We start from the raw sequence: 24,608 nt of genomic DNA, 5'->3' as shown, positions 1-24,608 counted from the left end.
GGCTCGCCGGTGATAGCGCTCGCAAGACCGCCATCGCCGGCAAGCCACGGCTCAAGCGAGATCGACTAACACGATCTCGCTGTCTTCAATTGCCGTCACGTGCAACATCTGCTCATCTTCCACGGCAACCCCGTCTCGCGCTTGCGCACGCAAGCCATTGACTTCAATCACGCCCGTCGCCGGCACCAGATACGCCCGACGCCCGTGGTCCAGGCGGTATTGCGCAGTTTCCCCAGCCTTCAGATTGGCCGCTACCAGGCGTGCATCGGCGCGAATGCGCAGGCTTTCGCTGTCTCCGGCCTTGCCGCTGGCCAGCGTGACAAATCCTTCTCGATCACCCTTGGGGAACGGCTTGGCGCCCCACGACGGCGGCAAACCGGCCTCGTTCGGGATAATCCAGATCTGGAAGATCTTGGTGGGTGTCGCTTCCAGGTTGTATTCACTGTGGGCGATGCCGGTGCCGGCACTCATCACCTGCACGTCACCGGCCTCGGTGCGGCCTTTGTTGCCCAGGTTGTCGGCGTGGCTGATGGCGCCTTCACGCACATAAGTGATGATTTCCATGTCCCGGTGCGGGTGCTGCGGGAAGCCTGTGCCAGGGGCGATAATGTCGTCGTTCCACACCCGCAGGTTGCCCCAGTGCATGCGTTTGGGATCATGGTATTCAGCAAATGAAAAATGATGATGGGCATCGAGCCAGCCGTGGTGGGCGCCGCCCAAGGTCGTAAAAGGTCGAAGTTCAAGCATGATCGTCTCCTGTTGATGGCGCCTATGATCCAGCAGGGCATAATCGATAAAAAGCGTAAAAAATGCCTGATTCCTATCAGTCGATTAGATTGGTAGCCGGCGTTTGTACTTTCAGTTCATCGCCTAACTGCATGACGGCAAAGCAATTGGTGGAACTGAACGGCAATTCCGGCGACCATGGCGACCTTGTTGAAACTCAGCTCATCGCAGGAGTCCGCGTGCCGCAACACAAGCCTGATCTGCCCCCTGAACTGCGCCCCCTGGCAGAAATGCCCCTGTTGAAACGCCTCGCCGCTCGCCTGTTTGGCCATGGCCTGACCCGGTTGCGTGCCCAGCACCGGTTTTCCTGGTTGCACGGCCAGGCCGACGGTTTTCGCAGCGGCCATGAAGCAGGGGTGGAGTACGGCTATCGCGAGGGCAAGGCGGACGGCCTTGAAGAAGGCCGCCAAGTCCTGCTGATCCGCGACTTCCGCCCGGACGAGCACCGTGCGCCGGGCGTGGATGACAGCCTGTTCGACGATTGGCGCCTGCCGCTCACGGCCGATATCAAGAAGCGTATCAAGGCCGACGTTGCCCGACTCCTGCCGGCCCATGCCCAACCGAGCGCGGCGCAATGGAAGATGATCTTCAGCGATACGCCGTCAACCTCGGTGATTGCCGGCGCCGGCGCGGGCAAATCGACCTCGCTGGTGCTGCGGATTCTGCTGCTCACCCATTACCTGGGCTTTGAACTCAGCTCGATGACCGTCGTGACGTTCACCCGCGAGTCGCGCAAAGACTTCATCAACAAGCTCATGGAAATCCTCAACCTCTGGGGCCAACCCCTTGGTTTTAAAGAAGCCCAGGCCGTGGTGCGCACCTTTCATTCGCGCATCCTGCCGATGGTGCGCAGCCTGCCGGGTTTTGAGCGCCTGCAGGCGTTCGAGAACCTCAGCGCGGGTTTCGAAGAGGCTGACAGCAACCCGTTCGACCTGCGTATCGGTGATGCCCAGCGCCAGCAGATGAATGCCTGCTATCACCAGTTGCATGGCCGCCACGCGCGATTTCGCGAGCTGATAACGCCGCTGGCTCGACAAGGCCTGCAACTCAAGGAGTTGGAGCGCGACCATCCGGATGTGCAGAAGCGCATGGCGGTGACCGAACTGGCCGCCAAGCGTGATGAAGAGCTCTGTGATGTGATCGAGGACCTGTGGTTCCGTGCCGGCGCGTGGCCGATCAAGGGCATTGAGCCCAGCCGCCAGACCTTCGAAATCAATGGTGCGCAGTTTCACTGCCATGGCTATATTTCGGAGCTGGATGCCTGGGTAGTGCTGGGCTTCGACTCGCGGGAGAACGCGCAGATCAGCCGGCCGAATGCAAAGCTGTCGGTGCGTGCAGAGTGGGCGGTAAAGCGCACCCTGTTTCAAGCTTTCTGTCATAAGCCATTGATATGGTTGGATAGTTACGACTCATCCAAGCGTCTTTTGAGCAGCCTCGCCGGTGACGCCAGTGCCGGGCCCGGCTTTGATTACAAGGTCAAGGGTGAGCTGGCCTCGGCGCCGTTGCTGGACAGCTTTGTCATGGCGGCGGGGTTTATCGAAAACCTGGGGCTCGACGTGCCGACCGCCGTCGGCAACATGAGCTTTGCCAAGGACGATCCCGATCGCTTCTTCTTCGAGGCCCTGAGCATTTTCTGGAAAGCCCTGGAAGACCATCTGCTCGATCAATCCCCGCCGATCATGACCTACAACCGGATGTTTTCGCTGTTCGGCGAAAATACCCCGGAAAACCTCAAGCTGCTCAGTGATTCGCTGTTGCGCCCGATGTCGCACCTGATGATCGACGAGTTCCAGGATGTGTCGCCGCAGATCGTCTCGTGGCTCCGCGCCAGCCTGCGCGAGATCCGCAGTCGCGGCCCGGCGATGCATGTCGGGCGGGGGGCGCAACGCTCGTCGTTGTTGTGCGTGGGCGATGACTGGCAGTCGATCTACGGCTGGCGCGGCAGTTCGCCGAAGTACTTCATGGCATTCAACCAGGAGTTCCCGTCGCCGAGTACCACGCGGGTGATGCTGGGTGAGAACTACCGCAGCCATCAGCACATCATTGATGCTGCCGAGCACATTGTGCGGGCCGCACCGGCGATCCCTGGCAAGAAAGCCAAGGCGGCTGGCACACCGAAGGCGTTGGTGCCGGTCACCGTACTCGAACGTGACGACGCCGCCTTGGGTCGCAAGCTGCTGGAGCACTATCAGCAGGGCGATTCAGTATTGATGTTGTATCGAAAAAGTAGCGATAAGCTATTGATTCAAGAACATATTCAGTCAGTGGTTAATGTGGATTCCAGCTTGCCAGTGCAGGCGCGCCGGTTGAAACAGCTGACCTATCACAGCGCCAAGGGCCTGCAGGCGGATGCGGTATTCCTGCTGGGAGATTGCCAGCACGTAACCAGCTCGCCCTACAAGAATCAGGTCTATCGCATGGCGGGCCTGGGCAAGGACGGTGACAGCGAGCCCTATGACACCGCGCAAAAGGACGAAGTACTGCGCCTGGCTTATGTCGGCATTACCCGAGCGGTGAGCCACTGCTATTGGTATGTGGAGAAACCGGAAGGTCCGGCAGTGAATGTGCCGAAAGCCTCGGAGCGGGTGGATGGCAGGAAAGCCTTCTTCGACGACCAACGAATCCTTGTGTAGGGGCCGGCTTGCCGGCGATGCCTACCCAGATCGTTGACCCATTGTTTGATGGATGAGCTGTCAGGCCCGCAACGACAGCGGCGGCACGAATGACTCGAGTTCATCCTCCACCGCCTCGATGATGCGCTCCACGTCGGCGGCGTTCATCACCGTGGCACACGGGATGCCCGCAATGGCGATCAAGGTTTCGCCGCTGACACGGTCGAACAGGCGGGCGATCATACTGCCGGGCGCGTCCATGCTCGCCTCGAAGCCCATCGGATGAAAATGCCAGCGCATCAGCTGGCAGGCGTTGGGGAACGTCACTTTGTTCATATTGCCCACCTTGTACATTGAGCGCTTCCTTTAGCTCGCGGCAGGGAGCCATGACCTTCACTGGTCGTGGCGTCGGAGAACTTCAAAATAGCATTCGTTCGCAAGCCCAAGGAGACTTTTTTAGCCCCGTTCGGCGGTTGTTTTCGATTCGTTTGATATGGATCACGGCTTACAAGAAATTAGGCAAAAGGCCATTAGTCAGAAGTTGCCACCGTCCATTGAACGCACCGCGAAAATTCGGCAATCTCCAGGGTTTACCCGCCGCAGAGCACTTCATGCCCGACCTCAGCCCCGACGATGACAGCCAGTCTTCCCACGCCACGCGTGAACTGGTGTTGCGCCACCACCTGTGCTGGCGGCATCGGGACCTGGACGGGGTGATGTCCTATTACCACGCGGATATCCAGTACCACGACTTCTTCCAGAACCGCGTGGTCGGCTATGCCGAGTTGCGTGAGTACCTGCAGGCCAGCATGCCCCGCGAAGCGGACGAGGCGATTGAACACTCCGATCGCATTCGCGCCGATGGCGACACCGCGTTTATCCAGTACCGCATCACGCTGCGGGGCAGCCAGGGGCTGGTGTCGTTTCGTACCAGCGAGGCCATCACGGTGCGGGACGGGTTGATCTGGCGGGTCAATGAATACGCGTCGCTGGTGCATGAACAGCCGACGCAGGCGACGCGACCCACGGTCAGCCGCCTGGGCCTGTCGCCCCAGCAATTGGGGCACATGGCCAATGACCTGCAGCAATACTTCGAGCGCAAGCAACCCTACCTGGACCCGGAGCTGGACCTGCAGCGGGTTGCCAAGGAGTGTGGCTACAGCCGCAATCAGATTTCCTACCTGCTGAACCAGGTGCTGGGGCAAAGCTTCTACCGCTACGTCAACCAGGCGCGGCTCCAGCATTTGCTCGCAGCTCTGGACAGCGCGGTGCCGCCGATCAAGGTCGATGACCTGGCGTTTGCGGCCGGTTTCAATTCGCTGTCGGCGTTCTACAGCGCGTTTCGCCAGCACACCGGCCAATCGCCCAAGGCCTACGTCAAACAAATTTCCCTGCGTGCACGCGCGCAAGACAGCCAATAACGCCGCGCTCTAGGATCCAGTCTATCGAAACGAGGTAGGGGAGCTTGGCATGCCGGCATGGCGCAATATCAGTTTATGGATGGACCAGCTGGACGACCCGCTGACCGCGCGGCCCTCCCTTGAGCATGACCTGGACGTCAATGTCGCCATTATCGGCGCCGGTTACACCGGCCTGTGGACCGCCTATTACCTGAAACGCCAGGCGCCTGAACTGAAAATCGCGATCATCGAGGCGCAAACCGCCGGCTTCGGTGCCTCCGGCCGCAATGGCGGCTGGCTGATGGGCAACCTGCTGGGTGAAGACCGCCTGCTGGCAGGCCTGGCGCCCGAACAACGGCGCGCCTCGTTTGACCTGTTGCACGCCATTCCCGACGAAGTGGCGCAGGTGCTGGCCCATGAAGGCATCGACTGCGACTACCGCAAGGGCGGCGCGTTGTACTGTGCCGCGCGCTACCCCGAGCAGGAAGGCAGCCTGCGCCGCTACCTGGATAAATTGCATGCCCAGGGCCTGACGGAGGCCGACTATCGCTGGCTCGGCCCGCAGCAATTGGCCGAGCAGATTCGCATCGCCAAACCCTATGGCGGTATTTATGCACCGCATGTCGCCACGATCAACCCGGCCAAGCTGGTGCGCGGCCTTGCGCGGGTAGTGGAGGGCATGGGCGTCGCGATCTACGAAAACAGCCCGGTCACCCACTGGCAGTCCGGCAGCCTGCGCACCGCCAAGGCCAGTGTGCGCGCCGCCTGGGTGGTGCCGGCTGTCGAGGGGTATGCCACGACGTTGCCGCCTCTGGGCCAGTACCAATTGCCGGTACAGAGCCTGATCGTTGCCACCGAGCCGCTGCCTGCCAGCACCTGGGATCAAATCGGCCTGAACCATGGCCAGGCATTTGGTGAGAGCAGCCGCCAGGTCACTTATGGCCAGCGTTCGGCGGACAACCGCCTGGTGTTCGGCGCCCGTGGCGGTTATCAGTTCGCCGGCAAGTTGCGGCACAACTTCGATTTGACCGACAGCGAGGTCGAGCTGCGTCGCTACCTGTTCGGCGAACTCTTCCCACAGCTCAAGAACGTGCGGATCACACACTCCTGGGGCGGCAACCTCGGCATGTCGCGTCGGTTTCGCCCGCACATGCTCTGTGATCACAAGACCGGCATCGCGCTGTCCGGCGGCTATGGCGGGGAGGGCGTCGGTGCGACGAACCTGGGCGGCCGCACCTTGGCCGACTTGATCCTGGGCCGCGACACGCCGCTGGTCCAGCAACCCTGGGTGATCCGCGAGCGCGGCCTGGACGCGCTCAAGGCCTGGGAACCGGAACCCTGCCGCTGGCTGGGGTACAACGCGATCATTCGCAGTTTTGTCCATGAAGACCAAGTGTTGGCCAACCCCAACACCGCGCCCTGGCGCCGCAAGCTGGCGACCGGCATGGCCGAGTTCATGGAAGGTTTCATGCACTAAGTCGTTTCACTCACACGGGAAAACCCATGAGCATCACTCAATTCAAAGACACGCTGAATGCCTACTTGCCCGACGCCTCACCGGTGGCCGTGCCGTTGGGCGAGCCCATCGCCGTGGCCTCGACCCTGAGCGTGGAGCGCAACGACGGCGTCGAAACCGGCATCTGGGCGTGCACCCCAGGCCGCTGGCGTCGGCAGATCAAATCCCAGGAGTTTTGCCACTTTATCCAGGGCCGCTGCACCTTCACCCCGGACCACGGAGAAATCATTCACATAGAAGCCGGCGACGCACTGATGTTGCCAGCCAACAGCACCGGTATCTGGGATATCCAGGAAACCGTGCGCAAGACCTACGTATTGATTCTGTAACGCTTTGATCCTTGATCGCCTGCCATAAAAACAGCCCTAAAACCGCCAGGAAATCGAACCATGAAAGCCATTGCCCTGTTGCCCTTGATGTTGGTGGCCTCTATCAGCCAGGCCGCCGAGACGGTGAAAATCTACAACTGGTCGGACTACATCGCGCCGGACACCACCAAGAACTTCCAGAAAGAAACCGGCATCGGTTTTACCTACGACGTCTACGACAGCAACGAAACCCTGGATGGCAAGTTGATGACCGGTAAATCCGGCTACGACGTGGTGTTTCCGTCCAACCACTTCATGGCCCGCCAGATCCAGGGCGGCGCGCTGAAGAAGCTCGACAAGAACCAGTTGCCGAACTGGAAGAACCTCAACCCGGTGCTGCTCAAGGCCCTGGAAAACAACGACCCGGGCAATGCCCACGGCTTCCCGTACCTGTGGGGCAGTACCGGCATCGGCTACAACATCGACAAGGTCAAGGCGGTACTGGGCGATAACGCACCAGTGGATTCCTGGGACTTGATCTTCAAGCCCGAGAACATGGCCAAGTTGCAGAAGTGCGGAGTGGCGATCCTCGATAACGGCCCGGAATTGTTGCCCGCCGCGCTGAATTACCTGGGCTTGCCGCACCACAGCAAGAAGGCCGAAGACTACAAGAAAGCCGAAGACCTGCTGATGAAAGTGCGGCCTTACGTGGCGTACTTCCACTCCTCGAAATACACCGCTGACCTGGCCAATGGCGATATCTGCGTGGCCGTCGGTTTCTCCGGCGACATCCTGCAAGCCGAAAGCCGCGCCAAGGAAGCCAAGAACGGCGTGAACATCGGCTACAACATTCCCAAGGAAGGCGCCGCCATCTGGTTCGACATGGTCGCCATGCCCGCCGATGCACCCGACGAAAAAGCCGGCTATGCGTTCATGAACTACCTGTTGCGCCCGGAAGTGATGGCCAGCATCACCAACTACGTGCACTACGCCAACGGCAACCAGGCCGCCGACAGCCTGGTGGACCCGGCGATCAAGGCCGACACCAAGGTCTACCCGAGCCCCGAGATGATGGGCAAGCTGTTCGCGCTGGAAGCCATGCCGCTGAACATCGACCGGATTCGGACGCGGGTGTGGAACACCATTCGTACCGGGCGCTGAAGATTGGGGGGGAGTGGCTACTGCGGCAAGCCTGTTTGGTGGGGTGAACCATTTGCTGTGGTGAACCGGGTTGTTGTGGCGAGCGGGTTTTTTACTGTGGCGAGCGGGCTTGTCCCGCGTTGGGCTGCGCAGCAGCCCCATTCAGTGAGCATGCGGTGTATCAGGTACTCCTCTGAGGCTGGTTTTGGGGCTGCTTCGCAGCCCAACGCGGGACAAGCCCGCTCACCACAAAAGAAAGGAAAGGCCACCTTCTGCAATAGGGCCACTCTCGACAACGACCCCACCTTAAACAACACCCCGCCCATTCATCCCTGAGCCCCTGGCTCAGGGATTTTCCAGATCATGCCCCAACGACTGGATAAACAACGAAAACAGCTCCGGCTGTGACGAAATATCCAGCTTCGCGTACAGATGCCGACGGTGCACCTTCACCGTGTCCGGCGAGATGTTCAACCGCTCGGCCATGGCCTTGGAGGAGAACCCGCGCAGCACCAGGCGGGCGATTTCCAGTTCGCGGTCCGACAGCACGCCGCAGCCGAACTGGCTCAGTGCATCGCGGATCTGGCTGTCCATGGCCGGCGCGCGCTGGGTGCTCTGCTGCCAGTGCTGCTGCATCAATGGCAACACCCACGCCGCCAAGGTGGTCATCAGCCCGGTCTCATCGGCGCTGAAGCGCCTTTGCATTCCCAGCGACAACGACAACGTGCCCGCCCCAGGCAGTTGCAGGATGAATTGCACCTCGTCTTCCAGCACGTTGTCGTGGAAGTAATTGAGGAAGTATTCACTCTGGCGAAAATGGTCCGGCGCCACTTCTTCCAGGCGGTACACGCCGCTGGCGTAGCCTTCGCGGCAAGCCTGGAAGAACGGGTCGAGCAAGTACAAGCCATTGAGGTACACCAGCATCGACGCCGGCTTGCTGCTGGGCTGGGCGTCGTATTCTTCCAGGGCCTGGGGGGCGCCCTCCACGGGATAGTAAATCGCCAGGGCGTTATCGAACGGCAAACACTGGTGCAGCAACAGCACCAGCTGTTTCCAGAAACGCTCGGTGCCGATGTGCGCGACGGTGCGGCCCAGGCCTGCGTGCATGCCGACTTCCCGGAACAGGCTCATGTAACAGGCTCCCGCCAGCAAAAGATCGGCCAAGGGTTCGGCTTTTGTCGGGTGCCGTCAAGGGGAGTACGCCAATAGGGGAATTGGCTGACATAAACCCAGCGTTTACCTTCGCCATTATCCAGTGGGAAACATATCCCGCGATATTCAGACTTTTCGTTTCTGCCTCACACCAAGAACAACGACAGAGGATAACGATATGAGCACTTCACCCACGCCCGATGGCGTGCTGAAACCGACCCTGAGTGTCTTCGATGTGGTGGCCATCACCGTGTCCGCGGTGACGCCCGCCAGTTCCGTCTTCGTGATTGCGCCCTTTGCCATTCAACAGGCCGGCAGCGGGGTGTTCCTGGCGTTTGTGATGGCCGGGCTGCTGGCGCTGATGTTCGCCTTTTGCTACGCCGAACTGGGCCGCGCCCACAACAGTGCGGGCGGTGAATATGTGTATGCCAAGCGGGTGTTTGGGGGGATGGCCGGCTATGCGACGTTTCTGACGGTGCTGGTGATGCTGCTGTTTATCCCGCCGGTATTGGCCACGGGCGCCGCGACCTACCTGAACAACGCGCTGGGCACGCATTTCGACGCACAGACCGTCGCGCTGGTGATCGTGGTGTGCAGTTACGCGCTGGGCATCCTCAATATCAAGCTCAATGCCTGGATCACCGGCACGTGCCTGCTGTTGGAAGTCGCGGCGTTGCTGGTGATCGTGGTAATCGGCTTTGGCAACCCGGTGCAGCCCGCCAGTGTGCTGTTCCAACCGCAGATCGTCGAAAACGGCGTGTTGCACCTGGCGCCCTGGGCCTTGGTGATCGGCGCGGTGGGCATTGGTCTGTTTTCCTACAACGGCTATGGCCCGGCGGTGTTGCTCGCCGAAGACATGAAGTGTGGCGGCAAGGGCGTGCACAAGGCGGTGTTGTGGTCCCTGGGGCTGGTGGTCGTGATCGAGCTGGTGCCGATTACCGCGCTGTTGATCGGCGCGCCGTCGCTGAGCGCGATGATCAGCAGTCCGGACCCGATCGGCTATCTGCTGACCAGCCATGGCAACGACACCCTGTCGCGACTGGTCAGCGCGGGGATCTTCCTGTCGGTGTTCAACGCCATCGTCGCCATCGTGATCCAGATCGGTCGCGTGGTGTTCAGCAGCGGGCGGGATGCGCTGTGGACGCCTACCATCAATAAGCTGTTCACCCGCATCCATCCGCGCTGGGATTCGCCTTGGCTGGCCACGCTGTTCCTGGCGATCCCGTCGGCGCTGCTGAGCTTCAGCTCCAACCTGGCCGATCTCACCTCGTTCAGCGTGCTGCTGATCATGCTGGTGTACCTGGTGGTGGCGTTGAGCGCGCTGATGAGCCGCGTACTGCTGCGCGACCGCGAGCACCCTTATCGCATGCCGCTGTGGCCGCTGCCGGCGCTGGTGGCCGTGCTGGGCGCCGGGTACCTGTTGGTGACCTTGCTGGTGGCAGCCTCGGTGCGCGACATCATGATCATCATCGGCTTGCTGGCCTTGTCGGTGATTCTGTATTGCATCAGTGGCCGGTCGAGTCCGGCGTTCCAGAAATTGTAAGGAGTGGTTATGCGTGCACGTCAACTAGGCATCACTTTGGGGCTGGGCGTCCCCGGCGAATTGAATGCCATCACCGATGTTCCCGGGGTGCGGGTCGGCCACAGTACGCTCAACACGCGCATTGATGGCAAGCAGGTGCGCACCGGGGTGACCGTGGTGCAGCCACGGGTCGGGGAGGCGCGCCAGCAACCGTGCTTCGCCGGGTACCACGTGCTCAATGGCAATGGCGATGCCACCGGCCTGGAATGGATCAGCGAGGCGGGCCTGTTGACCACGCCGCTGGCCATCACCAACACCCACAGCATCGGCATTGTGCGCGACACCCTGATCGCCCTGGAGCGCGAGCGCCTGGCGGACCCGGCGGTGTACTGGTGCATGCCGGTGGTGATGGAAACCTACGATGGCCTGCTCAATGACATCTGGGGCCAGCACGTAAAGCCTGCGCATGTGCGCGAGGCGCTGGATAACGCCGCCGGTGGCCCGGTGCAGGAGGGTGCCGTCGGCGGTGGTACGGGGATGATCTGCCATGAATTCAAGGGCGGCATCGGCAGCGCCTCGCGCTGCTTGCCCGCGGAGCAGGGTGGCTGGACCGTCGGCGTGCTAGTGCAGGCCAACCATGGTAAACGCCAGGAATTGCGCGTCGACGGCTACCCGGTGGGGCGTCAGTTGCTGGATATCCCCTCGCCGTTTGCCGAGCGCGGCACGCCGGGGATGGGCTCGATCGTCGTGATCATCGCCACGGACGCACCCTTGCTGCCCCATCAGTGCCAGCGCCTGGCGCAACGCGCATCCATCGGCATCGCGCGCACCGGCGGCGGTACCGAGGATTCCAGCGGCGATCTGTTCCTGGCGTTCGCCACCGGCAACCACGATTTGCCGCCCGCCGATTACGCGCGCAAGGACCTGCCGCTGAGCAGCGCACTGCAGATGGTCAACAACGATCATATTTCGCCGCTGTTCAGCGCGGCCGCCGAGGCGGTGGAGGAAGCCATCATCAATGCGATCCTGGCCGGGGAGGACATGTTGACCGACGCCGGCGTGAAAGTGCCTGGACTGGGCGCCGATACACTGTTGGAAGCACTCAGCAAGACCGGCTGGCGTCTGCCCCGGTAATACGGGACACACAGGATTAATACGTTAAGGTAATGGCTATTTAGTGTTGTGAATGACACCCTGCCAATATATTGGATCCATTAATTAAGCAGGCCGCCCAAGTTGGGCGGCTTTACTGCTATTTAATATTTAAATAACGGGCGCTGTCTTTTGTCCGACAAAAACTCGCCGGCCCAATAAATACGGCCTTGAACTTCTGAAAGTTGCTGGCGTGCCACTGTTTTGCCAAAGAAATACAAGTGGACGAAAGATTTCAAGTTGTGTCAGTTTTCTTACGCCTTCAAAAGAGGCGAGTGATAGGACGATCTCGCCCGCGGGGTTCCTATCGATCAAAACTGATGCATTTGCAAACAAGGAAGTACGTTTATGTCAAAAGTAAAAGAGCAGGCTATTGTGTCGGCGGCGCAAGTCAGCACGGCGTATTCGCAAATCGATAGCTTCAGCCATTTGTATGACCGTGGCGGCAACCTCACGGTCAATGGCAAACCGTCCTATTCCGTCGATCAGGCAGCCACCCAGCTGCTGCGCGACGGCGCTGCATACCGGGACGTGAACGGTAACGGCAAGATCGACCTGACCTACACCTTCCTCACCTCGGCTTCCTCGAGCACCCTGAACAAACACGGGATCTCGGGTTTCAGCCAGTTCAACGCCCAGCAGAAAGACCAGGCCGTGCTGGCGATGCAATCCTGGTCGGACGTGGCCAACGTGACCTTCACTGAGAAGGCCACCGGCGGCGATACCCACATGACCTTCGGCAACTACAGCGGCGGCCAGGACGGCGCGGCGGCCTTCGCCTACCTGCCCGGCACCGGCGCGGGCTACGACGGCACCTCGTGGTACCTGACCAACAGCAGCTACACGCCCAACAAGACGCCGGACCTCAACAACTACGGCCGACAGACCCTGACCCACGAAATCGGCCACACCCTGGGCCTGGCTCACCCTGGCGACTACAACGCCGGGAATGGCAACCCGACCTACAACGACGCGACCTATGGACAGGACACGCGCGGCTACAGCGTCATGAGTTACTGGAGCGAGAGCAACACCAACCAGAACTTCAGCAAAGGCGGGGTCGAGGCCTATGCGTCGGGCCCGTTGCTGGACGACATTGCGGCGATCCAGAAGCTCTACGGTGCCAATTACAACACCCGCGCCGGCGACACCACCTACGGCTTCAACTCCAACACCGGGCGTGATTTCTACAGCGCCACCTCGAATGCCGACAAGCTGGTGTTCTCGGTGTGGGACGGGGGCGGCAACGATACCCTGGACTTCTCCGGTTTTACCCAGAACCAGAAGATCAACCTCAATGAGGCGTCGTTCTCCGATGTCGGCGGCCTGGTGGGCAACGTGTCCATCGCCAAGGGCGTGACCATCGAGAACGCGTTCGGCGGTGCCGGCAACGACCTGATCATCGGCAATAACGCGGCCAACGTGATCAAGGGTGGCGCCGGCAACGACATCATCTACGGCGGTGGCGGTGCCGACCAACTCTGGGGCGGCGCGGGCAATGACACGTTTGTGTTCGGCTCCAGCTCCGACTCCAAGCCGGGTGCGGCTGACAAGATCTTTGACTTTACCTCGGGTTCGGACAAGATCGACCTCAGCGGCATCACCAAAGGCGCGGGCCTGACCTTCGTCAATGCCTTCACCGGGCATGCCGGCGATGCTGTACTGACCTACGCGGCAGGCACCAACCTGGGGACCCTGGCGGTCGACTTCTCCGGTCACGGCGTGGCGGATTTCCTCGTCACCACCGTGGGTCAGGCGGCCGTCAGCGACATCGTGGCGTGATGCACGAGCGCGGCGCTTCGGCGCCGCGCTTTGAGGATGGAGCCGCTCAATGAAAGGTTTTTATCAATCGATCGCCTGCGCTGTGCAGGTGATAGTCGTGTCGGCAGGAGCCCACGCAATGGCGAGCAGTCTTGTATTACCCAGCAGCGCCCAACTGGCCGGGCACTGGCAGTTGCACCAGGCGGATCAGGTCTGCGCCCTCGACCTGCTGGAACAGGCCAACGCCCTGGGCGGCGACGTGGCGTGCGTGGCGCAATGGCTGGGGGACACACCCCGTACCTGGTCGCCGACCCCCGACGGCATCTGGCTGATGAACGCCGAAGGCAGCGGGATAACCCATTTGAATCGCCAGAAAGAAGGCGAATACCAGGGGCGCACGGCGTCCGGTGCCATGGTGGTATTACACCGCGTGCCTTAGTTGCCGTTATAACGCTATAACCCAAGTTTATTAGTTGGCCGCTCCTGATCGGGGGTGCGGGCAACTATTGCGTGTCGTTTGGTTCAAGGAAGATAAACCACTATGGCCAAGCCAATTGCCGTGGTGCCTTTATTCAAGGCGCTGGGTGAATACAAGAGCATCCTGATCAGTGTCGGCTGTTTTACCGCGCTGATTAACCTGTTGATGCTGGTGCCGTCGATTTACATGCTGCAAGTGTATGACCGCGTGCTGTCCTCGCAGAATGAAACCACCCTGGTCATGTTGACGCTGATGGTCGTGGGGTTCTTTGCGTTTATTGGCACACTGGAAGTTATCCGCAGTTTTATCGTGATCCGTATTGGCAGCCAGTTGGAACGCCGTTTCAACTTGCGCGTGTACAAGGCCGCTTTTGAACGCAATCTGCACCGCGGCCAGGGGCATGCCGGCCAGGCGCTGGGCGACTTGACCCTGTTGCGCCAGTTCATCACCGGCCCGGCGCTGTTCGCGTTTTTCGATGCGCCATGGTTTCCCCTCTACCTGCTGGTGATTTTCCTCTTCAACGTGTGGCTCGGCGTCCTGGCCACGGCGGGTGCGGTGCTGCTGATCGGCCTGGCGTGCCTCAACGAATACCTGACTAAAAAGCCCTTGGGCGAGGCGGGCGCCTATTCCCAGCAATCCAGCCAACTGGCCACCAGCCATTTGCACAACGCCGAGACCATCCAGGCCATGGGCATGCTCGGTGCACTGCGCAAACGCTGGTTTGCCGTGCATTCGCAATTTCTGGGGTTGCAGAACACCGCCAGCGACACCGGTTCGGTGATCACGTCCTTGAGCAAATCCCTGCGCCTGTGCCTGCAATCACTGGTGTTGGGCCTGGGCGCATTGCTGGTGATCAAGGGCGATATGACTGCCGGGATGATGATCGCAGGCTCCATCCTGATGGGCCGCGTACTGAGCCCCATCGACCAGTTGATCGCGGTGTGGAAACAGTGGAGTTCGGCCAAGTTGGCCTACCAGCGCCTGGACGATCTGCTGCGTGAATTCCCTCCCGACAGCGAGCCGATGAAACTCCCCGCGCCCCACGGCCAGGTGAGCTTCGAGCAGGTCAGCGCGGGGCCACCCGGACGGCGCACGCCGACCCTGCATCAGGTCAGCTTCACCCTGGGCGCCGGCGAAGTCCTCGGCGTGCTCGGCGCTTCCGGTTCCGGCAAATCCACCCTGGCCCGCGTGCTGGTGGGGGTGTGGCCAACCCTGGGCGGCACCGTGCGCCTGGATGGCGCCGACATCCATCGCTGGGACCGCGAAGACCTCGGCCCGCACATTGGCTATCTGCCCCAGGACATCGAATTGTTCAGCGGCAGCATCGCCGACAACATCGCGCGTTTTCGCCAGGCCGATCCGGCCTTGGTCGTGCAGGCTGCGCAACAGGCCGGCGTACATGAGCTGATTCTGCTCCTGCCGCACGGCTACGACACGCTGCTCGGCGACAACGGCGGCGGCCTCTCTGGCGGGCAGAAGCAGCGGGTGGCCCTGGCCCGCGCCCTGTATGGCGGGCCGCGCCTGATCGTGCTGGATGAGCCCAACTCCAACCTCGACACCGTCGGCGAAGCGGCCCTGGCCAGCGCCATTGTGCAGATGAAAGCCCAAGGCAGCAGCGTGGTACTGGTCACCCATCGCTCTTCGGCATTGGCCCAGGCCGACAAATTGCTGGTGCTCAACGAAGGCCGCCTGCAGGCCTTCGGCCCGAGCCAGGAGGTGTTGCGCGCATTGTCCGGCCAGCCGGAAGCACCGAAGGAAAGGCCCGGTGTGAGTTTCAGTCGTCAGTATCAAGCGGGAAGGAATCCAGGCGCATGAGCAGTCTCACTTTTGAACAACGTGACGCGCGGTTCTTCGTGCGCATGGGCTGGTTGCTGACCGTGGTCGGCGCCGGTGGATTTTTCCTCTGGGCCAGCCTGGCGCCGCTGGACCAGGGCATTCCGGTGCAGGGCACCGTCGTGGTCTCGGGCAAGCGCAAAGCGGTGCAAACCTTCAGCCCGGGCGTCGTCAGCCGGATCCTGGTGCGCGAGGGCGAAACGGTTAAACAAGGCCAGCCGCTGTTTCGCCTCGACCAGACCCAGAACCAGGCTGATGTGCAGTCGCTGCAAGCCCAGTACCGCCTGGCCTGGGCCAGCGTGGCGCGTTGGCAGAGCGAGCGCGACAACCGTTCCAGCATCCGCTTTCCCGCCGAGCTGAGCAGCAACCCCGATCCGGCCCTGGCCCTGGTGCTGGAAGGCCAGCGCCAACTGTTCAGCAGCCGCCGCGAAGCCTTTGCCCGTGAACAGGCGGGGATCCGCGCGAACATCGACGGCGCCACCGCGCAACTCGGCGGCATGCGCCGGGCCCGCGGCGACCTGACCGCCCAGGCCCAATCCCTGCGTGATCAACTGAGCAACCTGCAGCCGCTGGCCGACAATGGCTACATCCCGCGCAACCGCCTGATGGAGTACCAGCGCCAACTGTCCCAGGTGCAGCAGGACCTGGCGCAGAACACCGGTGAAAGCGGCCGTGTCGAGCAGGGCATTCTCGAGTCGCGCCTGAAACTGCAGCAGCACAGCGAGGAATATCAAAAGGAAGTGCGCAGCCAATTGGCCGACGCTCAACTGCGCAGCCTCACGTTGGAACAGCAACTCACCTCGGCCGGGTTCGACTTGCAACACAGTGAAATCAACGCGCCGGCCGACGGTATTGCCGTCAACCTCGGCGTGCACACCGAAGGCGCCGTGGTGCGCGCCGGTGAAACCCTGTTGGAAATCGTGCCCCAGGGCACGCGCCTGGAAGTCGAGGGGCATTTGCCGGTGCACCTGGTGGACAAGGTCGGCACGCACCTGCCGGTCGACATCCTGTTCACCGCCTTCAACCAGAGCCGGACACCACGAGTGCCGGGGGAGGTCAGCCTGATCTCCGCCGACCAGATGCTCGATGAAAAAACCGGTGCGCCGTATTACGTGCTGCGCACCACGCTCAGCGACGCGGCCGAGCAAAAACTGCAGGGCCTGGTGATCAAGCCGGGCATGCCGGCCGAGATGTTCGTGCGCACTGGCGAGCGCTCGCTGCTCAATTACCTGTTCAAGCCGCTGCTGGACCGCGCCGGCTCCGCGCTGACCGAGGAATGAGCATGAGATCGCTGCTTATTGCCGTGTTATTCAGCTGCGCCAGCGCTCACGCCGCCATGGGCCCGTTCGACGTCTACGAGCAGGCGCTGCGCAACGATCCGGTGTTTCTCGGCGCCATCAAGGAACGCGACGCCGGCCTGGAGAACCGCACCATCGGCCGCGCCGGGCTGCTGCCCAAGCTGTCCTACAACTACAACAAGGGCCGCAACAATTCCCAGGCCACCTTGCCTGACGGGCGCGGCGGCAATTATCACGACGACCGCAACTACAACAGTTACGGCTCGACCTTCAGCCTGCAGCAGCCGCTGTTCGACTACGAGGCCTACGCCAACTACCGCAAAGGCGTGGCCCAGGCGTTGTTCGCCGATGAAAGCTTTCGCGACAAGAGCCAGGCGCTGCTGGTGCGGGTGCTGACCTATTACACCCAGGCGCTGTTTGCCCAGGACCAGATCGACATCGCCCGCGCCAAGAAGAAGGCCTTCGAACAGCAGTTCCAGCAGAACCGGCACCTGTTCGAGCAGGGCGAGGGCACTCGCACCGATATTCTCGAAGCCGAGTCGCGGTATGAGCTGGCCACGGCCGAGGAGATCGAGGCGCTGGACGAACAGGACGCCGCGCTGCGCGAGCTGGGGGCGTTGATCGGAGTACAGAGCGTCAACATCGACGACCTGGCGCCGCTGAGTCCTGGTTTCGCCGCCTTCAGCTTGAGCCCGGCCAACTACGACACCTGGCACGAGCTGGCGATCAGCAATAATCCCACGCTGGCGTCCCAGCGCCAGGCCCTAGAAGTGGCGCGCTACGAAGTGGAGCGCAACCGCGCCGGGCACCTGCCGAAAGTCACCGCCTATGCGAGTTCGCGCCAGCAGGAGTCGGACAGCGGCAACACCTACAACCAGCGCTATGACACCAACACCATCGGCGTCGAAGTCAGCCTGCCGCTGTATGCCGGTGGCGGGGTCTCGGCGTCCACTCGCCAGGCCAGCCGCGCCATGGAGCAGGCCGAGTACGAGTTGGAAGGCAAGACACGCGAGACCTTGATCGAGCTGCGTCGCCAGTTCAGCGCGTGCTTGTCCGGGGTGAGCAAGTTGCGCGCGTACCAGAAGGCGCTGACGTCGGCCGAAGCGTTGGTGGTGTCGACCCGGCAAAGCATCCTTGGCGGTGAGCGGGTCAATCTTGATGCGTTGAATGCCGAGCAGCAGCTGTACAGCACACGCCGAGACCTGGCCCAGGCGCGGTACGACTACTTGATGGCCTGGACCAAGCTGCATTACTACGCCGGCAATTTGCGCGACACCGACCTGGCCAAGGTAGACGAAGCCTTCGGCACCAAAAGGGCCGAGCCTCCCGCTGCAGACAAACCTCTTGAGGCAAGCCGACCCCCTGTGGCGAGCGGGCTTGCCCCGCGTTGGGCTGCGCAGCAGCCCCAATAAAACCACACACACAATCTACGGCCAATTCCAACAACAAGAGAGACAAGACCATGGGTGTATTTGACTACAAGAACCTCGGCACCGAAGCCAGCAAAACCTTGTTCGCCGATGCCACCGCAATCACGTTGTATACCTATCACAACCTGGATAACGGCTTCGCGGTCGGCTATCAGCAACATGGCCTGGGGCTCGGCCTGCCGGCCACACTGGTCGGGGCGTTGCTCGGCAGCACAGACTCCCAGGGAGTGATCCCCGGCATTCCCTGGAACCCCGACTCGGAAAAGGCCGCCCTGGACGCGGTGCACGCAGCCGGTTGGACGCCAATCAGCGCCAGCGCACTGGGCTACGGCGGCAAGGTGGATGCGCGAGGCACTTTTTTTGGCGAGAAGACCGGCTACACCACGGCCCAGGCCGAAGTGCTGGGCAAGTACGATGACGCCGGCAAACTGCTTGAAATCGGCATCGGTTTTCGTGGCACCTCGGGCCCTCGGGAAAGCCTGATTACCGACTCCATCGGCGATCTGGTCAGCGACCTGCTCGCCGCACTCGGCCCCAAGGACTATGCGAAAAACTATGCCGGCGAAGCGTTTGGCGGCTTGCTCAAGACGGTGGCCGACTATGCCGGCGCCCATGGCCTGAGTGGCAAGGATGTGCTGGTCAGCGGCCACAGCCTGGGCGGCCTGGCGGTCAACAGCATGGCCGACCTGAGCACCAGCAAATGGGCGGGTTTCTACAAGGACGCCAACTACCTGGCCTACGCCTCGCCCACCCAGAGCGCCGGCGATAAGGTCCTGAATATCGGCTACGAAAACGACCCGGTGTTCCGTGCGCTGGACGGCTCCGCCTTCAACCTGTCGTCCCTCGGCGTGCATGACAAGCCCCACGAGTCGACCACCGACAACATCGTCAGCTTCAACGACCACTACGCCTCGACGTTGTGGAATGTGCTGCCGTTTTCCATCGCCAACCTGTCGACCTGGGTATCGCATTTGCCCAGCGCCTACGGCGACGGCATGACGCGTGTGCTGGAATCGGGGTTCTACGAGCAGATGACCCGTGACTCGACGATTATCGTCGCCAACCTGTCCGACCCGGCGCGCGCCAACACCTGGGTCCAGGACCTCAACCGCAATGCCGAGCCGCACACAGGCAATACCTTCATCATCGGCAGCGACGGTAATGACCTGATCCAGGGCGGCAAGGGCGCGGACTTCATCGAAGGCGGCAAGGGCAATGACACGATCCGCGACAACAGCGGGCACAACACCTTTTTGTTCAGCGGGCATTTTGGCCAGGATCGGATTATCGGCTACCAGCCGACCGACAAGCTGGTGTTCCAGGGCGCCGACGGCAGCACCGACCTGCGCGACCACGCGAAGGCCGTGGGTGCCGATACGGTACTGAGTTTTGGCGCCGACTCGGTGACCCTGGTCGGGGTCGGGCTGGGCGGCCTGTGGAGCGAGGGTGTGCTGATCAGTTGAGGAGGGCGCGACGGATTATCGGCGGTCCATGCGTTTAACGGTTACCTGCGAGGTGTATCGCCTGTTGCCGTACGAGGGTTTGAGCATGTCCCGACTTCGATTGTTGCTGTGTGCCGTGGTGTTGGGGTTGAGTGGGTGTGCGGTGTACCCGGCCTATCCGGGCCCATGCTGCTACCGCCCGTACTACCACTCCTACTATTACCATCCTTACTATCGCCCGTATTACTACCATCCGTACTACCGGTATTGATCGGTCCCAACAAAAAGCCCCGCATTGCGGGGCTTTTTCATCTCAGTCTTCCTTGCGCACCGTGGCGACGTCATCGGCCTTGACCCGGATGTGCTTGCCGGCAATGTCGGTGAATTCGTAGAAACCGTCGGCGGTCTTGGTCTTGGGGGTGTCCTTGGTCAAATACTGCGTGCCATTTTGCAGCGTCACTACGGTTTGCGTCGCGCAACCGGCCACTAGCAGAAAAGTGAGTGCAACCAGTGGCAGACCCAAATTCTTCATGTTCATAACCCTTACCTTTAACCCTGAAAAAACCACGCCAGGGGCGTGGGCCACAAATGTTACGCCATCGACTCACCCATCTGATCACTTTTATACAAAAAGTTGCCTGCGCCATTTATCTATTAGCGATTGCCACCAGGCTTTTGCGCCGGCACTCTGTATGCATAAACAGTATTTGATCAAAGCGCGCCATGGCCAATCCCCTCGAAGACCCGCTCTATTACCTGCATAACTTCCGCCAGGTCCTGCAATGGCTGGAGCAACGCTATGCCGACCTGCTGGATACTGACGAACAGCATTTCATTCAGCAATTTGACAGGTTGCCGCAAGCCTCCCAGGCGTTGCTGGTGCGCATGGTGATGCGCAAAGGTGTGCATTTTCGAGCAGGCAAGCTCAATTACCTGGAGGTCGGTTGTCCGCATGCCGCCGCCGAGCCGTTGCTGGAACTCGGCTGGGTGGATGCGCAATGCCTGCTGGCCTTCGAGGAGCTGTTCGCCTTGCTGCAAAAAAGCGAACTGTTGGGCGCCTTCAAGCCCTGGATCGAGCAGCCCAGGGGCAAGAAAGCCGATTGGCTGGAGGGCCTGGCCGCCCAGTTCAGCGAGGCACGCAGTTTTGCCGACTGGTGCCCCGACCTTGCCGACCGCCTGTACAGCCTCACCGTCATGGAGTTGTGCGACCGCCTGCGCCTGATGTTCTTCGGCAACCTGCACCAGGACTGGTCCGAATTCGTGCTGGCCGACTTGGGCATCTATACCTACGAAAAAGTCGAATTCTGCGCCGAGTCCCGGGGCTTGCGCAGCCGCGACGACGTGCACGGGTTCCTGTTCCTGCACCAATGCCAGCAAGCCTTTGAGGCCGGCGAAGCATTGGCGCAGGTGCTGGCGCAAGTGGCGACGCTGCACACCGACAACCCGTGGCTGGAAAAACGCCGGGCCAAGCTGCTGTTCCAGATCGGCCAGTATTGCGAGCGCAGCGCCGAACTGGACCTGGCGCAGCAGATCTACCGGGGCTGTACCTATCCGGGCGCCCGCGCGCGGCTGATTCGCGTATTGGAACGCCAGGAGGACTACGCCCAGGCCATGGCCCTGGCGAGTGCCGCGCAACAGGCGCCGGAAAGCGCCGCCGAGCAGCAGCACCTGTTGCGCGTATTGCCACGCCTGCGGCGCAAGCTCGGCGCGCCGCCGTTGCCCAAGGCCAAGCCACGGCCTGTCACGCGCCTGGACCTGGCCCTCGCGCTGCCCGAGCCGTTGATGTCGGTGGAGTACTGCGTGCAGGCGCACCTGAGCGAGCCCGATGCGCCGGTGCACTACGTCGAGAACGGGCTGATCAATTCATTGTTCGGCCTGTTGTGCTGGGACGCGATCTTCGCGCCGCTGCCGGGTTCGTTTTTCCACCCGTTCCAGCGCGGCCCGGCCGACCTGCACAGCGAAGACTTCCACCCGCGCCGCGCGGCATTGTTCGCTGCGTGTTTTGCGCAACTGCAGGATGAAGGCTACAAGACCACCATCCGCCAGCGCTTTAGTCAAAAATGGGGAATCCAGTCACCCTTCGTGTTCTGGAACCTGCTCAGTGAAGAGTTGCTGGAGCAGGCATTGGCCTGTTTACCGGCCGAGCACCTGCGCTACTGGTTCGAGCGGCTGTTGCTGGATATCCGCGCCAACCGTACCGGGATGCCGGACCTCATCCAGTTCTGGCCGGCGCAAAAGACCTACCGCATGATCGAGGTCAAGGGCCCCGGCGACCGCCTGCAGGACAACCAGTTGCGTTGGCTGGAGTTCTGCGGTGAATACCAGATGCCGGTCACCGTCTGCTATGTGCGCTGGGCGGAGCACGCCGCTTGAGCTATACCGTGGCCGTGCGCGCACTGTGTGAGTTCACCGCCAAGGTGGGCGACCTCGACCTGCGGTTTACCCCATCGCCCAGCGCCCAGGAAGGCATTGTCGGCCATCGCACCGTGGCCTCGCGGCGCAGCGCGCACTATCAGAACGAAGTGGCCCTGGAGGGCGAGTACCAGCAGCTCAGGGTACGGGGCAGGGCGGACGGCTATGACCCGGACGCCAATCGCCTGGAAGAGGTCAAGACCTATCGCGGTGATCTCGACGCCCAGCCCGCCAACCATCGGCAGCTGCATTGGGCCCAGGTCAAGGTGTATGGCTGGCTGATGTGCCAGAAGCTCGGCCTCACCGAGATCGACCTGGCGCTGGTGTATTTCGACATCGTCGGCGAGGGCGAAACCCTGCTCAACCAGCGCTTCCAGGCCGCCGAGCTGGAGCCGTTTTTCAACCGGCAATGCGCACTGTTCCTCGGCTGGGCCGAGCAGGAAATGCAGCACCGCGACGCGCGCAACCTGGCCGCGCAAAGCCTGGCCTTTCCGCATGCCGACTTCCGCGCCGGCCAGCGCACCCTTGCCGAATCGGTATACAAGGCGGTCAGCACCGGCCGCTGCCTGATGGCCCAGGCCCCCACGGGGATCGGCAAGACCATCGGCACGGTCTTCCCACTGCTCAAGGCGCTGGCACCGCAGCAGCTGGACAAGGTGTTTTTCCTGACCGCCAAGACTCCGGGGCGCAAACTCGCGCTCGACGCCTCCCAGGTGCTGTTCGACAGCAGCCCCGACCTGCAATTGCGCGTGTTGGAGCTGGTGGCGCGCGACAAGGCCTGCGAACACCTGGACAAAGCCTGCCATGGTGATTCCTGCCCGCTGGCCAAGGGTTTCTATGATCGACTGCCTGCCGCGCGTACTGCCGCATCCAAGGTGCGCCTGCTGAACCAGCGCAACTTGCGCGAGGTGGCCCTGGCCCATGAGGTATGCCCGTACTACCTGAGCCAGGAGATGGCGCGCTGGGCCGACCTGGTCGTCGCCGACTACAACTACTATTTCGACTTTGGCGCCATGCTGTTCGGCCTCGCCCAACTCAACCAATGGCGAGCGGCGGTGCTGGTGGATGAAGCCCACAACCTGGTGGAGCGTGCCCGTTCGATGTACAGCGCGAGCCTCGACCAATACAGCCTCAAGACCCTGCGCGACATCGCCCCCGAGCCCCTGAAAAAGCCGCTGCAGCGCCTGAACCGTGAATGGAATGCGCTGCACAAGGACCAACTTGCGCCGTACCAGGCCTATGCCGCCCGCCCGGAAAAACTCCTGCAGGCCCTGAGCCTGTGCGCCAGTGCCATGGGCGACTATTTCAATGATCATCCCGAGGCGCTGGCGGGTGACCTGCAAGCCTTCTACTTCGAAGCGCTGCAATTTGCCAAGGTCGCCGAGCTGTTCAACGAGCACTTCATTTTCGATATCAGCAAGCGCCAGTTCAGTGGCAAGCGCAGCAGTTCAACCCTGTGCCTGCGCAATGTGGTACCGGCCGAATTCATCCGACCCCGGTTGACGGCGGCGCGCAGCAGCGTGCTGTTTTCCGCGACATTGAGCCCGCGCCACTTCTACGCCGACTTGCTCGGCCTGCCGACGGACACCGCCTGGATCGACGTCGAATCACCGTTCAAGGCCGAGCAGCTGCGTGTGCGCATCGTCGATGCCATCTCGACCCGGTTTGTGCACCGCGACGCCTCGCTGGAACCCATCGTCGGACTGATCGCCCAGCAGTTCGCAGAGCAACCGGGCAACTACCTGGCGTTTTTCTCCAGCTTCGATTACCTGCAGCAGGTTGCACAGCGGCTGGCCGAGCGACACCCGCATATTGCGCTCTGGCAGCAGTCACGCGGCATGGCCGAAGCCGAGCGCCAGGCCTTTCTCGACCAGTTCACCGAGCACAGCCAGGGCATCGGTTTCGCCGTGCTCGGCGGCGCATTCGGCGAGGGCATCGATTTGCCCGGCGCCCGCTTGATCGGCGCGTTTATCGCCACCCTGGGCTTGCCGCAATTGAACCCGGTCAATGAGCACATGAAAACGCGCATGGGCGCAATTTTCGGCGCCGGCTACGACTACACCTATCTGTACCCCGGCATTCAAAAAGTCGTGCAGGCCGCGGGCCGGGTGATCCGCAGCCAGCATGACCGCGGCGTGGTGATGCTGATCGATGACCGCTTCGGCGAAGCGCGTGTGCGCCAGTTGTTGCCGCGCTGGTGGGCGCCGGCGACGGTAACCTGACCGGCTGGCCATGCGGGGGCGCCGCGCCTGGGAATTTTCCTGCCCACAGCTGGGGCGGCGTTGATGACCGCGCATTTGGCGCAAATGATGCTGGTGCAAATCCTGTGGCTCTATCACTCTGCCTGGGCGCCACTCCACGCGCCT

The 24,608-nt window shown here is 61.8% G+C and carries 19 protein-coding genes and 1 pseudogene; 16 read left to right on the top strand and 4 right to left on the bottom strand.

Annotated elements, in window-relative coordinates; all coding sequences use genetic code 11:
- Nucleotides 1–51: 51 nt before the first annotated feature.
- Nucleotides 52–747, bottom strand: coding sequence for a pirin family protein (locus C9990_RS16050; RefSeq protein ID WP_106803916.1), 696 nt, complete (start codon nt 745–747; stop codon nt 52–54).
- Nucleotides 748–965: 218 nt separating this feature from the next.
- Here C9990_RS16050 and C9990_RS16045 point away from each other — a divergent pair, with 218 nt between their 5' ends.
- Nucleotides 966–3,419, top strand: a complete 2,454-nt coding sequence (locus tag C9990_RS16045) for a UvrD-helicase domain-containing protein (RefSeq protein WP_106805668.1) — start codon at nt 966–968, stop codon at nt 3,417–3,419.
- A 60-nt stretch (nt 3,420–3,479) separates the two neighbouring features.
- Here the strand turns inward: C9990_RS16045 and C9990_RS16040 are convergent, their stop codons facing one another.
- Nucleotides 3,480–3,752, bottom strand: coding sequence for a DUF1652 domain-containing protein (locus tag C9990_RS16040; protein ID WP_065905103.1), 273 nt, complete (start codon nt 3,750–3,752; stop codon nt 3,480–3,482).
- Nucleotides 3,753–4,009: 257 nt separating this feature from the next.
- Here C9990_RS16040 and C9990_RS16035 point away from each other — a divergent pair, with 257 nt between their 5' ends.
- Genes C9990_RS16035 through C9990_RS16020 form a run of 4 tightly spaced genes read left to right on the top strand, consistent with a single transcriptional unit; the run spans nt 4,010 to nt 7,783 of the window.
- Nucleotides 4,010–4,819, top strand: a complete 810-nt coding sequence (locus tag C9990_RS16035) for an AraC family transcriptional regulator (protein WP_106803915.1) — start codon at nt 4,010–4,012, stop codon at nt 4,817–4,819.
- 49 nt (nt 4,820–4,868) lie between these two features.
- A complete protein-coding gene (locus tag C9990_RS16030) occupies nt 4,869–6,275 on the top strand; it encodes an FAD-binding oxidoreductase (RefSeq protein ID WP_106803914.1) in 1,407 nt (468 codons plus the stop codon).
- 26 nt (nt 6,276–6,301) lie between these two features.
- Nucleotides 6,302–6,643 carry a cupin domain-containing protein gene (locus tag C9990_RS16025; RefSeq protein ID WP_106803913.1) on the top strand — a complete coding sequence of 114 codons (342 nt, stop codon included), beginning with the start codon at nt 6,302–6,304 and terminating at the stop codon, nt 6,641–6,643.
- Nucleotides 6,644–6,703: 60 nt separating this feature from the next.
- Nucleotides 6,704–7,783 carry a polyamine ABC transporter substrate-binding protein gene (locus tag C9990_RS16020; RefSeq protein ID WP_106803912.1) on the top strand — a complete coding sequence of 360 codons (1,080 nt, stop codon included), beginning with the start codon at nt 6,704–6,706 and terminating at the stop codon, nt 7,781–7,783.
- A gap of 324 nt (nt 7,784–8,107) precedes the next feature.
- Here the strand turns inward: C9990_RS16020 and C9990_RS16015 are convergent, their stop codons facing one another.
- Nucleotides 8,108–8,893 carry a helix-turn-helix transcriptional regulator gene (locus tag C9990_RS16015; RefSeq protein WP_106803911.1) on the bottom strand — a complete coding sequence of 262 codons (786 nt, stop codon included), beginning with the start codon at nt 8,891–8,893 and terminating at the stop codon, nt 8,108–8,110.
- A 199-nt stretch (nt 8,894–9,092) separates the two neighbouring features.
- On the opposite strand from C9990_RS16015, the gene C9990_RS16010 reads away from it, so the two are divergent.
- The 9 genes and pseudogenes from C9990_RS16010 to C9990_RS15970 all read left to right on the top strand — a co-directional run bounded on the left by C9990_RS16010 (nt 9,093) and on the right by C9990_RS15970 (nt 20,101).
- Entirely contained in the window at nt 9,093–10,457 is a 1,365-nt protein-coding gene (locus C9990_RS16010) for an APC family permease (protein ID WP_106803910.1), read from the top strand.
- A 9-nt stretch (nt 10,458–10,466) separates the two neighbouring features.
- Nucleotides 10,467–11,570 (top strand): P1 family peptidase, encoded by a 1,104-nt coding sequence (locus C9990_RS16005; RefSeq protein WP_106803909.1) that lies wholly within the window; start codon nt 10,467–10,469, stop codon nt 11,568–11,570.
- 366 nt (nt 11,571–11,936) lie between these two features.
- The gene (locus tag C9990_RS16000) at nt 11,937–13,370 is read left to right on the top strand and encodes a serralysin family metalloprotease (RefSeq protein ID WP_106803908.1); all 1,434 of its coding nucleotides are present in this window, start codon (nt 11,937–11,939) and stop codon (nt 13,368–13,370) included.
- A 49-nt stretch (nt 13,371–13,419) separates the two neighbouring features.
- Nucleotides 13,420–13,788: a protease inhibitor Inh/omp19 family protein gene (locus C9990_RS15995; protein WP_106803907.1), complete on the top strand. Its 369-nt coding sequence runs from the start codon at nt 13,420–13,422 to the stop codon at nt 13,786–13,788.
- A gap of 102 nt (nt 13,789–13,890) precedes the next feature.
- On the top strand, nt 13,891–15,642 hold the full coding sequence (locus C9990_RS15990; RefSeq protein ID WP_106803906.1) for a type I secretion system permease/ATPase: 1,752 nt from the start codon (nt 13,891–13,893) through the stop codon (nt 15,640–15,642).
- The gene (locus C9990_RS15985) at nt 15,639–16,940 is read left to right on the top strand and encodes an HlyD family type I secretion periplasmic adaptor subunit (RefSeq protein WP_106803905.1); all 1,302 of its coding nucleotides are present in this window, start codon (nt 15,639–15,641) and stop codon (nt 16,938–16,940) included. Before C9990_RS15990 ends, C9990_RS15985 begins: the two co-directional genes overlap by 4 nt.
- Nucleotides 16,941–16,942: 2 nt before the next feature.
- Nucleotides 16,943–18,265: pseudogene (locus tag C9990_RS15980) on the top strand (TolC family outer membrane protein); the annotation flags it as partial.
- A gap of 155 nt (nt 18,266–18,420) precedes the next feature.
- Nucleotides 18,421–19,851 carry a lipase gene (locus C9990_RS15975; protein ID WP_106803904.1) on the top strand — a complete coding sequence of 477 codons (1,431 nt, stop codon included), beginning with the start codon at nt 18,421–18,423 and terminating at the stop codon, nt 19,849–19,851.
- A 28-nt stretch (nt 19,852–19,879) separates the two neighbouring features.
- Nucleotides 19,880–20,101, top strand: a complete 222-nt coding sequence (locus C9990_RS15970) for a hypothetical protein (RefSeq protein WP_083221408.1) — start codon at nt 19,880–19,882, stop codon at nt 20,099–20,101.
- A 42-nt stretch (nt 20,102–20,143) separates the two neighbouring features.
- Here C9990_RS15970 and C9990_RS15965 read toward each other — a convergent pair whose 3' ends face one another.
- Nucleotides 20,144–20,368 carry a YgdI/YgdR family lipoprotein gene (locus C9990_RS15965; protein ID WP_065905126.1) on the bottom strand — a complete coding sequence of 75 codons (225 nt, stop codon included), beginning with the start codon at nt 20,366–20,368 and terminating at the stop codon, nt 20,144–20,146.
- Nucleotides 20,369–20,553: 185 nt separating this feature from the next.
- Here C9990_RS15965 and C9990_RS15960 point away from each other — a divergent pair, with 185 nt between their 5' ends.
- Nucleotides 20,554–22,203: a VRR-NUC domain-containing protein gene (locus C9990_RS15960; protein ID WP_106803903.1), complete on the top strand. Its 1,650-nt coding sequence runs from the start codon at nt 20,554–20,556 to the stop codon at nt 22,201–22,203.
- Entirely contained in the window at nt 22,200–24,464 is a 2,265-nt protein-coding gene (locus C9990_RS15955; RefSeq protein ID WP_106803902.1) for an ATP-dependent DNA helicase, read from the top strand. The genes C9990_RS15960 and C9990_RS15955 overlap by 4 nt, the downstream gene beginning before the upstream one ends.
- Nucleotides 24,465–24,608: the final 144 nt, after the last annotated feature.

It is taken from the genome of Pseudomonas sp. S5D5 (assembly GCF_003013355.1).
Lineage (GTDB): Bacteria > Pseudomonadota > Gammaproteobacteria > Pseudomonadales > Pseudomonadaceae > Aquipseudomonas > Aquipseudomonas aylmerensis.
This window is presented reverse-complemented; position numbering and strand designations above follow the sequence as displayed.